This is a genomic window from Ascidiimonas meishanensis, assembly GCF_037782385.1.
In the GTDB taxonomy this organism is placed as follows: Bacteria; Bacteroidota; Bacteroidia; order Flavobacteriales; family Flavobacteriaceae; genus Ascidiimonas; species Ascidiimonas meishanensis.
Genome location: NZ_JBBEXD010000005.1, coordinates 236,603 through 248,917 on the forward strand (window position 1 = coordinate 236,603; position 12,315 = coordinate 248,917).

Annotated in this window: 10 protein-coding genes; 2 read left to right on the plus strand and 8 right to left on the minus strand. The window is 33.5% G+C overall.

All coding sequences use genetic code 11. From position 1 onward, the window contains the following. Entirely contained in the window at positions 1 to 558 is a 558-nt protein-coding gene (locus WBG07_RS11310) for a DUF1697 domain-containing protein (protein ID WP_340201383.1), read from the plus strand. On the opposite strand, the gene WBG07_RS11315 is transcribed toward WBG07_RS11310, so the two are convergent. Together WBG07_RS11315 and WBG07_RS11320 are read right to left on the minus strand one after the other, a co-directional pair. Next, positions 552 to 2,150, minus strand: a complete 1,599-nt coding sequence (locus WBG07_RS11315; RefSeq protein ID WP_340201384.1) for a S41 family peptidase — start codon at positions 2,148 to 2,150, stop codon at positions 552 to 554. The two genes, WBG07_RS11310 and WBG07_RS11315, sit on opposite strands and share 7 nt — an antisense overlap. Before the next feature lie 9 nt (positions 2,151 to 2,159). Continuing rightward, positions 2,160 to 2,591 carry a deoxycytidylate deaminase gene (locus tag WBG07_RS11320; RefSeq protein WP_340201385.1) on the minus strand — a complete coding sequence of 144 codons (432 nt, stop codon included), beginning with the start codon at positions 2,589 to 2,591 and terminating at the stop codon, positions 2,160 to 2,162. Positions 2,592 to 3,169: 578 nt separating this feature from the next. On the opposite strand from WBG07_RS11320, the gene WBG07_RS11325 reads away from it, so the two are divergent. Then, positions 3,170 to 3,892: a thioesterase II family protein gene (locus WBG07_RS11325; protein WP_340201386.1), complete on the plus strand. Its 723-nt coding sequence runs from the start codon at positions 3,170 to 3,172 to the stop codon at positions 3,890 to 3,892. A 30-nt stretch (positions 3,893 to 3,922) separates the two neighbouring features. Here WBG07_RS11325 and WBG07_RS11330 read toward each other — a convergent pair whose 3' ends face one another. From WBG07_RS11330 to WBG07_RS11355, 6 genes are all read right to left on the minus strand, one after another. Then, positions 3,923 to 4,507 (minus strand): HupE/UreJ family protein, encoded by a 585-nt coding sequence (locus tag WBG07_RS11330; RefSeq protein ID WP_340201387.1) that lies wholly within the window; start codon positions 4,505 to 4,507, stop codon positions 3,923 to 3,925. A 118-nt stretch (positions 4,508 to 4,625) separates the two neighbouring features. Beyond that, positions 4,626 to 5,372 (minus strand): hypothetical protein, encoded by a 747-nt coding sequence (locus tag WBG07_RS11335; RefSeq protein WP_340201388.1) that lies wholly within the window; start codon positions 5,370 to 5,372, stop codon positions 4,626 to 4,628. A 209-nt stretch (positions 5,373 to 5,581) separates the two neighbouring features. Continuing rightward, positions 5,582 to 9,088: an efflux RND transporter permease subunit gene (locus tag WBG07_RS11340; RefSeq protein WP_340201390.1), complete on the minus strand. Its 3,507-nt coding sequence runs from the start codon at positions 9,086 to 9,088 to the stop codon at positions 5,582 to 5,584. A 6-nt stretch (positions 9,089 to 9,094) separates the two neighbouring features. Beyond that, positions 9,095 to 10,261, minus strand: a complete 1,167-nt coding sequence (locus tag WBG07_RS11345) for an efflux RND transporter periplasmic adaptor subunit (protein WP_340201392.1) — start codon at positions 10,259 to 10,261, stop codon at positions 9,095 to 9,097. 39 nt (positions 10,262 to 10,300) lie between these two features. Beyond that, entirely contained in the window at positions 10,301 to 11,650 is a 1,350-nt protein-coding gene (locus WBG07_RS11350) for a TolC family protein (RefSeq protein WP_340201394.1), read from the minus strand. A gap of 5 nt (positions 11,651 to 11,655) precedes the next feature. Then, positions 11,656 to 12,261 (minus strand): TetR/AcrR family transcriptional regulator, encoded by a 606-nt coding sequence (locus tag WBG07_RS11355; RefSeq protein WP_340201396.1) that lies wholly within the window; start codon positions 12,259 to 12,261, stop codon positions 11,656 to 11,658. Positions 12,262 to 12,315: the final 54 nt, after the last annotated feature.

Sequence of the window (12,315 nt, forward strand, 5' to 3'; positions counted from 1 at the left end):
ATGTTCAATGAGCGTCTTAGAATGAGTAAAAAGTATGTTTTATTGCTTAGAGCGGTTAATGTTGGTGGTAGAAACCTCATTAAGATGGCGAATTTAAGACATGCTTTTGAGGAGCATGGGTTTTTAAATGTAAAAACATATATCCAAAGTGGAAATGTTGTTTTTGAGGTGAACAATAAATTCCATTTACTTTTAAAACAAAAAGTAGCCACTATTCTTAAGGAAAATTTTGATTACGAATTGGCTTTTGTTCTTATTGATTTTGAAATTTTCTTGCGTATTTTAGATACTATACCGGCGTCCTATACTAAGTTAACTGAGCATAAAAAAATATTTGTAAGTTTTTTAGCAGAAAAACCTCTTGAAGAAAATATAATCAAGCTGCACTCTTTCTCTAATGACAATGAAAATTATTTGGTAAATGGCACTGTAGTATATGTGTGGTGTTTAAAAGATGGAAGAAAGCTTAATTTTAGTAATAAATGGATAGAACGCTTGCTGCAAGTTTCTGCTACCACAAGAAACTTAAATACAGTAAAAAGGTTAGCAACCTATTGATTCGTAGATTTACTTAATTCAATGGTCTTTAAAATCATATTATTATCTTCGTTTTTTATCCTTTCGTATGCATTAGAACCAAAAAGCTGTTGTGCAATAGTAGCTTTAATATACTTTTTAATTACACCGTAATAACTTCCAAAGTTGAGTGCTAATTTATTAGACTGCGCATAATCAATAAACTTAGATACCATGGTGTCTTCCACATAATAGGAATCAATAAAATCATTTTCATCATATACATCAAATAGATTTCTATCCTTTTCAAGTTCTTCAAATATAAAGTAGGAGAGAAAGCCTGATTGAAGTACATAGGTTAATGATTCTTCTTCTCTATTAGATGTCAACGGTACGAAAACATCTGGAATTATTCCACCACCACCATAAACCACTCTTCCTTTAGGCGTAGTAAATTTAAGAGAGTCCGCAACTTTAATGCTATCTACAGATTTCATTTCTCCGTTTTGGTATCTATCATAATAATCATTATAATAATCATCTGTACCATTTTCATAAGAGCGTTGTATTGATCTGCCCGTTGGGGTATAATACCTGGAAATGGTTAATCTAACTGCGGATCCGTCTGGAAGTGGCATTTCTCTTTGTACCAAGCCCTTACCAAAAGAGCGTCTGCCTACAATGGTTCCTTTGTCATTGTCCTGTAGGGCTCCAGCTACTATTTCACTAGCAGATGCAGATTTTTCATCAATAAGTACAAATACTTCTCCATTTTCAAAATCTCCCTTCCTAGTGGCAAAACTTTTTTCTATAGCCCCTTTTTTATTTTTAGTGAAGAGTATTAATTTATCATCTTCTAAGAACTCATCTGCAATTTGCTCTGCAATGCCAAGGTAACCTCCAGGATTATCTCTTAGGTCTAAGATTAGTTGAGAAGCTCCTTTTGCTTTAAGTTCAGTAAGCGCCTTTTTGAATTCTCTATAAGTAGATTCTGCAAATCTGTTGATTTTAATATATCCCAAAATATCCGTGAGCATATAAAATGCATCTACACTTTTTATAGGGACCAGTGCTCTGGTAACCTCGATAACTAATTTTTCTTGAGTTCTAGGGCGAAAAACCTCTAGACTCACATTTGTATCTGGCTTTCCTTTAAGCAAACTTACAATATCTTCACTCCTCATGTTTTTACCATAAATAGTATCATTATTTGCTGTAAGTATACGATCTCCTGCTTTAATACCCGCATTGATACTTGGTCCGCCTTCTATAGAGCGAATAACGGTGAGCGTATCTTTATACATATAAAAACTTACTCCAATGCCTACAAAATCACCTTTCATGTTTTCCGTTTCTTTTTGCATATCCTTTTTAGGGATATATACGGAGTGTGGGTCAAGCTTATTTAGAATGTTGTTTACAGTAATGTCTACTATACTATCTGTGTTTACATCATCAACATATTCATAATCTATATAATCAATGAGCCTATTGAGTTTATCTTTCTTTGAGTTGGTCGTAAAAAGTTTTTCTGGAGTATCATGAAACCTCAATTTACCACCAATAAATATGCCCAGTGCAATGCACCCTGCAATAACCAATGGAAGCCAATAATAATCTTTTTTGTTTGGCATTTATTTAATCTAATAATCTAAGTCCGAAACATGTTCTAATTGAACGCCTGCTTTACTTAGAAATTGTAATCCTGAATTGTCTTTATAGGCATTTTCATATACAACCCTTGTAATTCCTGCCTGATGTACTAGTTTACTACATTCCTTACAAGGAGATAAGGTTATGTACAGCGTGGCTCCTTTACAGGATTGAGTGGAAGCAGCTACTTTTAAAATAGCATTTGCTTCTGCATGTAAAACATACCACTTTGTGTAACCTTCTTCATCTTCACAAGGATTTTCAAAACCTGTTGGAGTGCCATTATAGCCATCAGAAATAATCATTCTATCTTTTACAATAATTGCTCCTACCTGTTTGCGTTGGCAATGAGATAATTTACCCCATTCTCGAGCCATTCTTAAGTAAGCCCTGTCGTATTTAAGTTGTTTTTTGCCCGACATCTATTCAATTATCTGATGTTACAGATAAATTTTTAATTTAATGCATTTGTTGTTAAAGAGATTTGAATATTTAAAATAAACGTGTTTCTCCTTAATAGTAACGAATATACTTGCTTTACCGTCCAATAACAACCGCTTAAAGTTAAAAATCATTTAAAAATCAATATCATGAACAAAACAATCATCTTAAATTATTGTCATAATAGATAGCTTAAAAAATCTATATGCATAGAAGATCGTCAAAATTTTGATCTCTACTAAATTATAATTAGGTGAAAATAACTAAGATTAATTTCAAACTAGAGATTAAGCAAATATGTTCTTAAGCTTCACTTGATTTTGAAACGGCAATTGTCTTTATGAAAGTAGAAATGGGTACAAATTGTATTCAGCTTTTTACAAATGTGGATCTTAGTTAGATTAATAAAAAGCAAATCCGTAAAGAGTTTAGATAGTTTGTGCCGATAAGAATTACAAAATAACAATTCTTTTTAGAGGAATATCTTCTATAAAAGCAGCCATAATTTTATGATAAGTTATTGTAAATTACGTTTTTTGCATTTCTAAAAGAATGAATTATGAAGATTATTGGAATTCCTTTTGCGGGAGGAGATAAAAATGGATTTAGAGCTTTTAAAAAGTACATTCCTTCTGGTATTGAATGGATCACTTTGGAACTCCCGGGAAGGGGTAGAAGATTTGGGAGTAATGTTTTAGAAACTATAGAAGAGGCAACTCAGGATTTGTTGGAGCAGCTAAAGCCTCTTATTGCTTCAGAACCCTACATGATATACGGACATAGTATGGGTACTTTACTAGGATATGAACTTACCAAGAAATTGATTGAGCTACAGCTACCATTACCTGCTTGTTTATACTTTACGGGAAGAGCAGCCCCGGGAGCAAGGGATTCTGAAAAAAGAGCAGGTTTGCCTCCAAAACAATTCTGGGAAAAGGTAAAGGAAATAGGAGGATTGCCAGAAGAAATACTGGACCATGCTGAGCTTTTAGAGTTGTATTACCCAATATTAAGTGCGGATTTTAAAATGATTGAAGAGTATAAATATGAACCGTTGAAAACACCGCTACCTGTGCCAATTTTTATTGCAATGGGTACAGATGAGTTTGGGGACGGGCTTGATAAAACTACTCGTGAGCAAGTGAAAATGTGGGAACGTGAAACTAGTCATCCCTGTCATTTTAGTGAAGTACCAGGAAACCATTTCTTTATTCTCAAACACCCAGAATTAGTAGTACGTAAGATTACGAAAGCATTTATAGATGTGTTGTCAACTCACTAAGCACTATAATGTGAACACTAATTAATTTTTTTATGGAAAAGTATCTATCAATAAAGGAATGGCAAGCCCTAATACCACTGAAGATACTACCAGTGTCCATTCTTTTTTGTTCAGTTTTAACAAAGTAGCTCCTGAAAAACTTAAGGCGAGAACAGCAGCAACTACTAAGATTTGTGCAAGTTCTATACCCAATGCAAATTCTAGGGTGGGTGCTAATTTTGCATTGTCTACAGCAACAATTTCCTTAAAATAATTTGAAAACCCTAAACCATGTATAAGCCCAAAAAATGTAGTAATAAAATACATGATAATAAAACGTTCATTGCCTACAGACTTTCCTGCTGTAATAATATTGAATGCAGCCGTACATACAATTGTAAGTGGAATCAAAAATTCTACTAGTACACTTTTAATACTAATCCATCCATAAATAGAAGCTAATAGAGAGAGCGTATGGCCAGCCGTAAAAACGGTAACCAGACCTAAGACTTTTTTCCAATCTTTAAATGTATAGGGAATGGTGAGTACAATAAAATAGATTACATGATCATATGCGTTTACGTCCAGTACATGAAAGAGCCCTAGTTTTACGTAATACAAAAATAAATCAAACATATACAAAAGTTATTACTTTTCAAACATACAATTTATTTGGGAGGTAGCAGAGAATGAAGTTTTGATTCTAGTAAATTCTCATTTTTTAATTTCTAGTGAAACCTTAAAAACTATTAACTTAATTTATTAGTTTATGGTAAACATTCAATATGTTTTTAATTTCAAAAGCCATTTCTTTTGGTAAAATTTGAGTTCTTCCTCCGTTTTCTCCAATAAAAGTGATTTTAAATTCATTTTCATGTTTAGCAATTGCTTTAAAGAGTTCCAAAAAATTAGTAGTATTAGTTTCAATGGAGCAATATTCAGCGGTTTTGCTATTAGATTTTACCCAATTTAGATAATAAGGAAATTTTTGATTATCTACCTCTATCAACGATTTATATATATTGAGTTTTTGAACTCCATCTGTATAATTAACAAACTCTAAATACATTTTCTGCTCGCTATTAATGAACAAATAGAGATAAACTCCAGTGTTATTTTCTTTAATAACGCTTCTAAAGGATTCATCCGGTTCTATGTAGTATTCGGTGCCAGATTTTTCAAATGACAAATTATAAGCACCTACTAAACTATCAGTTATTTTAGTGAGATCTGCTGTTGGAATTTTAATATACTCAAGGTTGTCCAGATATATTTTATGATCTAATATTCTGTCTTTAAAATCTCCTTCATCAGCTATTGATAGCATACCATTCAACATTTTAACAAGAGCATTTCTTTTCTTTTCTGTTCCTGCATCAGCTGAGGTTATTGTTGAAGTGTAGACCTCTTTTGCTAATTGTTGATTTATATTTTTTTGAGTAAAACTCAGAAAAGGAAAGAGCACTAAAAAGAGGAGTACTATTTTTTTAAAAGTTTGCATAGTTAATTTGGCTTACCACAAAACTAATTGAATTCAACTAAAGCAGCAAGCATACAAGAATGCTCTTAATTATTCAAAGTTTAGTTAGTAGAAACAAGTTATTAAGAATAGATTGCTTAATGAAAATAAGTTGATAAATGATCAAACAAATTCCGTTTCAAATAATATTTAAAAATAAAAAACCGAAGTTTTTCACTCCGGTTTTAATGTTAAGCTGCTTCTTGCAAATCTCCGGTGTTTGAAGTAGTTGCTTTTTTCTTTAAACCACGTATATACAGTTTTAATTTATATACCATAAAGAATAATACGGGCACTACAATTAATGTAAGGAAGGTGGCTATAATCAATCCATAAATCACCGTCCATGCTAATGGTCCCCAGAAAATCACATTATCACCGCCAACGTATATTTTGGGATCAAACTCACTAAACAAGGAGAAGAAATCAATATTAAAACCTGTTGCTAATGGTATTAACCCTAACACCGTTGTAATTGCTGTTAATAATACTGGACGTAAACGTGCTTTACCACCTTTAATTACCAGCTCACGCACCTCTTCTTTAGCGAGCATTTCATCATCCTCTAGTTCCATTGCTTCCTGTTTCCGATCTATTAATAGCTGTGTATAATCTAGCAATACCACACCATTATTTACCACAATTCCAGCGAGGGATATAATTCCCATCATGGTCATCATGATCACAAAAGAAGATCCGGTAATTAAAATTCCTCCAAATACACCTACAAAGCTTAAGAAGATAGCAATCATGATAATGGTGGGCTTAGAAATAGAGCTAAATTGAAAAATCAATATCAACATTATAAGACCCAACCCAGAGAAAAACGCTCCCATCAAGAAAGACATTTGCTTGTTCTGTTCTTCAATTTGGCCTGTATAATCAATTTTTACTCCTTTTGGTAAACCATCATAACTTTCCATTTCTGCTTGAATCTGATTTACAATAGCTTGTGCGTCTGTAAACCCTGGCTTTAATCCAGAGTATACTGTAACTACACGCTTTGCTTGTTTGTGTTTAATAGCACTAAAGGCAGAAGTGTTTTTTTGTCTGATTAGGGAAGATATTGGAATCTCTTTTATCTGTCCGGTAGACTGTTCTCTAAAAATAATGTTTTGATTAAAAAGTGCACTCGTGTTATAACGGTTCTCTTCATTGAAGCGTATGTAAATATCGTAATCTTCTCCATCTTTTTTATAAATACCAGCTTTTTCACCAAAGATAGATCGCCTAAGTTGGTTACCTACTTGTCCTGCAGCAACCCCTAATTCTCCAGCTTTTTCACGATCTACTGAAACCTGCATTACTGGTTTACCTTTGTTTACATCAATTTTTAGTTCCTCAATTCCATCCAAATTTTTAGAATTAATGAATTCACGCATGCCTTGTGCAGCAGCAATTAATTCATTGTATGAATCACCCTCCAACTCTATATTAATTGGGTAACCCGCCGGAGGACCTACTGCATCTTTTTCAACGGAAATGGCTACTCCGGGGTAAATACCTTTAAGACCATCCTGTATTTTTTGTCGCAATAGTTCACTGTCTTTACCATTGCGATATTTATATTCTCGCATGGTAGCAGTAATTTTCCCTCTATGAGGCATTTCGGCTGCTGATCCTCCATCAGTTTGTGGATTTCCAGCACCTTCACCAACCTGAGAAACTGCAGATTCTACCAATACATTTCTAGTACCCTCAGTATAATTATCAGAATTAATAATCTCGTATACTCTTTTTTCTATTTCTTTGGTAATTGAGTTGGTTTTATTGATATCGGTACCTTCTGGATACTCTATGTAAACAATAATCTGATTGGGCGTATTATCTGGGAAGAATTCAATTTTTGTACGTTGACTCCCAACAGACATTCCAAATAATATGAATACCAAAATCAATAAAGCAAAAGTTCCACCTACAAGGAAAATAGATCTCTTTGTGTAAAGTGCGTAGTTTAGAAACTTTTCATATTTACGCTCCAACCAAACCAATGTGTTTCGTTGGAAATAGTTTGCTCCTTTTTTAAGGAAATATTTATACACCCAAAACATAATGGCAGTTACAATCATAAGAGACCCTAGTCCGCGCACTTCACCACCAAAAAGAAGAATGAGCATTCCAAACCCTCCTAGTAATATACTTAACCTAATAAGTTGCTTAACACTTAGGATCTTTTCTTCTGTTTGCATAAATTGTGAAACCAACATGGAATTCATAAAAATAGCTACAAAAAGAGAAGACCCTAGCACTACGGACAGAGTAATTGGAAAATAGATCATAAACTGCCCCATAACCCCTGGCCATAATCCTAATGGAATAAAAGCAGCTACAGTAGTGGCAGTAGAGATGATGATAGGAAATGCTATTTCACCTACACCTTTTTTGGCAGCCTCAATACGAGACATACCTTCTTCTTCCATAAGCCTATATACATTTTCTACTACAACTATCCCATTATCTACCAGCATCCCTAACCCCATAATTAGCGCAAAAAGGATCATCGTGTTCATTGTATACCCCAAAGCTTGTAATATCATAAAAGACATAAACATAGACATAGGTATTGCAAATCCAACAAAGAGTGCATTTCTAAACCCTAAGAAAAACATTAAAACACCCACAACAAGGAGAATACCAAAGATGATATTATTGACAAGGTCATTTACATTATTGAGTGTTTTTGCAGATTGGTCATTTGCTTTTGTAACTGTTAAGTCTGGTGGAAATACTTCTGCCTCTGCTTTTTTGAGAATTTGATCAATTTGCTCTACAGCACGAATCATATTTTTCCCAGCACGTTTTTTTATATCAAGCATCACTACGCTATGGCCAAATTCTCTGGCAAAAGTGGTTTTGTCTTCTTCTGAGAAACTAACTTTAGCAATATCTTTTAGGTAAACCGCTCCTTTTTCTGACTTTACGACAAAATTTTCCAATTGATCTGGTTGAACAATTTCCCCCATAATTCTAATGGTTCTTCGTTGTCCACTGGTTATCAAGTTGCCCGCAGAAATTGTCATATTACCGTTTCTAACTGCGTTTATAACATTTTCAAAGCTTATTTTTGCAGCCATCATTTTATAAACATCTACGGCAATCTCTACTTCCTTTTCTTGTGCACCTCGAATATCTGCTTGCTTAATTTCTTCAAGATCTTCAATTTCATCTTCAAGATATTCGGCAAATTCTTTTAGTTTTTCAATTGGATAATCTCCTGAGATATTAATATTTAGAATAGGAATCTCTTCTGATAGGTTTAAATCGAAAACATTTGGTTCTACCTTTGCATTGTTAAAGGTAGGCCAATCTTCTCCTGCTTTTTCGCTATCAGTTTCATCTTTCACTTTCTGTTTTGCTGCTTCAACCGTAATATCTTCATCAAATTCAACCGTTATAATTGAATAATCTTCCTGGGAGGTAGAAAGAATTTCTACTACGTTTGAGACATTTTTTAACTTATCCTCTAACGGATCGGTAATTAAACGTTCAATATCTTCTGCGGTGTTGCCAGGATATAAAGTGCTGATATAGATTTTAGTTTCTTTAATTTCCGGAAAATCCTCCCTTGGCATACTATTGTATGCGGAGAGTCCCAAAATTAAAAAGATAAAGATAGTGACCCAGATGGTTGTTTTATTATCGATAGCCCAGGAGGAAAGCTTGAATTCTTTACCCGTCTGTTTTTTCTTATTGCTCATCTAAAATTAATTTTGTTTGATAGCTACTTCTTGTCCTTCTTTTACGCTTCTAGCACCTTCCAGAATAATTTCATCTCCTGTTTTTAAACCTTCTAAAACTTCCACATAGTCTCCCTGAGTTTTGCCAGTAACTATCAGATTCTTTTTAGTAACTGGAATATTTTCACCTTCTTTTTGAAGGATAGTGTATACATATTGTTCCCCTTCGGCATTTTCAGAAATAATATTCTGCGGTATTAAAATAGCATTCTCATTAGTGTAATCGTTAATTAAAAGTTTGGCGGTAAGATTAGGCTTAATATTGCCTGATTTATTAGGAACAGAAACCTCTATTTTAAAAGATCGGTTACTCGGATTGATAAAACTGCTCACTTGTTTTATTTTGGTTTCCAAAGACTCATTGAGTACCGGAAAATCTACCTTTACATTGGTTGCCTTTTTAACCGTGGTTAAATAGGTTTCTGGCACTTCTGCTTCAATAAACATATCATTGAGATTTACAATACGTGCAACAGCTGTGCCTGCGCTTACAATTGTTCCTTGATCTGTAAAAATTTCATCTACCACTCCATTAAATGGAGCAGTAACCACAGTTTTTGACAATTGATTTTTCATTTGTGCAATTGCTTTCTCTTGAGCCTCATAGTTACTTTTGTATTGTAAGTATTGAATTTCAGAACCAATTTTTTGCTCCCAAAGCCTTTTTTGTCTTTCAAAAGTAGTTTTAGCTAAATCAGACTGCACTTGCATTTGTGCCAATTGTTGGCTAAGGCCACCATCATCAATTCTCCCTAAAACCTGGCCTTTGTATACTCTTTGTCCTTCTTTTACAGGGACACTGTATAACAAACCATTAAATTCTGCGAAAACAGAGATATTTTGTTTGGTATCTACACTGCCTTGAAGCTCAATATAATGATTAAACAAGCTATCCTTTACAATAAATGTTGTAATCAGTTCCAGTTTCTTTTCAGTATCTAGTTTACTGATTGCCACATCAAGAAGCTTAATTTCTGCTTCAAGGGATTTATTTTTTTCGTTCAAGGCTGCTTTCTTCTCTTTAAGTGTAGCAAGATTGCCTTCACTTATAATGTCTTCAACAGACTTCTCTGTACTACTGCCGCAGGAGATAAGTAAAAGAGTAAGTAATAGGCTGGAAAATATATGTTTCATTACTTGTTTGGTTTTGTTAGTTATACTTTATAGAAATGTTTATCTAAAAATGTCGCCTGAGTATTGTATGGTTTCCAGAATAGTTTGAGCTGTAATTACATCTATCATGGCTTGTAAAAATTCACGTTGGCTGCTATACAGCTGAAGTTGCGCCTGCCTTAGTTCAAAACTAGAAGCAATTCCCTCTGTATATTTTATCTGATTTTTTCGTTCAATTCTTTCGGCAAGATTCAAATTCTTTTTAGATGTTACGTATTGTTCAATTGAAAATTGGTAGTTACTTAACGCTCTTTTGTGTTCAAATTTTATATTTAATTTCGTTTCAGTAAGCTCTGCTTTTGCTTTTTCAAAATTAATTTTAGCTCTCTGAGTTCGTGCAGATCGCTGTAAAGAACTAAAAATAGGAACTTGCAAACTTACCCCTAAAAGAGAGTTTCCAAACCAGCGTTGATCTCCGTTAAGAAAAGTAAACTCATCACCAAAACCTTGATATCCTCCATTAATAAAAGCATCTAATGAAGGGAGTGCTTTACTTTTTTCAAGTTTTACAAGCAGTTCCTGTGATCGCTGATTGTTAAAAGCAATTTTATAATCAATGTTATTCTCTATAAGAAAGGGAGCAGAGTCAAATGGATTCTCTGCATTTTTCATGGTAAGTGATTCTAAAGTATCGGTAGTTGTAACCTTGGCATCAAGGTCTAGACCTAAAGTAATATTAAGCATTTGATAAGACAGTGATAGTAATCTTTTTAAATTACTTAGATCACTTTCCAGATTAGCAAGGGTAATTTGTAATTGTTCTAAATCTTCTTCTTCCGTGAGTCCGTTTTCAAAAATCTTTTGAGTTTCATTTACATTCTTTTGCAGTGCTGCTACATTTCTTTCGGCAATGAATAGACTTTCTTGTGTAAGTAATACATTACCATAAGCTTGAATCACCTGTTGTCTTACTTGTAAATCTGTTTTTTCCTTTGCATTTTTTGATATTTCCAGAAATACTTTAGAGGATTGAAGACCTACCAAATAAGAACCATCAAATATAACTTGTGATAAAGTAGCAAATGCATTTACATTTTGTTTTGTTCCAAAAATAACTTCTGAAAATTCCCCGGGTTCTCCTCCAAAAAATTCTGCAGGGATAAGAGAGACTTGTTGTTTTAAGAAATTTTGGTAATCTACAGTAGCACTTATTTGGGGTAACCCAATAGAAATAGCTTCCCATTGCTGTTTTTTAGCTGCTTCAATATCTCGAGAGGCATTTTTGGCGATTCTATTATTTTCAAGGCCAAAAGCAACCGCTTCATCCATGGTAAAGCTATATGATTTTTCTTGCGCTATAGCAAGATGGCATAAAAATAAAACAGGAAGTATGAAGATGATTTTTTTCATCGTTGTTACGATTGATGCGTGTTTATAAATTGATTAAGAATTTTAAGTCCTTTACTAGTAACTATTGCTCTTAAATGATATTCGAGATAATTTTCCATCAAATGATTCATATCAAATTGGTCCTGAGGAAATAATTCACGAGATTTAATCCCTGTCATACCAGTAAAGTACATTCGTGAAACAAAATCTACATCCATTGTGTCTCTAAAAAGATTTTGTGCAATTCCTTTTTTAAGATTGTCCTTTACGCTTTCATGCATCACTTCAAACTGTTTCAACATGAGACGGGCATAAATTTTTGGATAATATTTGCTAAGCTGATATTGAGGAGAACTGCGTTCATCTTTCAAATGCTCCATCACAAATTTTTTAATATGGTAAAGTTCTTCAATAGGATTAGGTGCTCTTTCGCAGATTTCGTCAATACCTATACAAATGCGGTCAAATAAATCAAATGTACAGGCCTCCACAAGTTTGGTTTTGTTTTCATAATGCGCATAAATTGTTTTCTTTGAGATTCCCATTTTATTGGCGATATCATCCATTGTTACACTTTTGAAGCCAAAAGTGAGAAACAAATCTTTTGCGTTATGGAGTATATTTTCTTTCATTAACAGGTACAAATGTAGTGCAGGAAACTTTAAAAACATTAAAAGTTTCCAAAG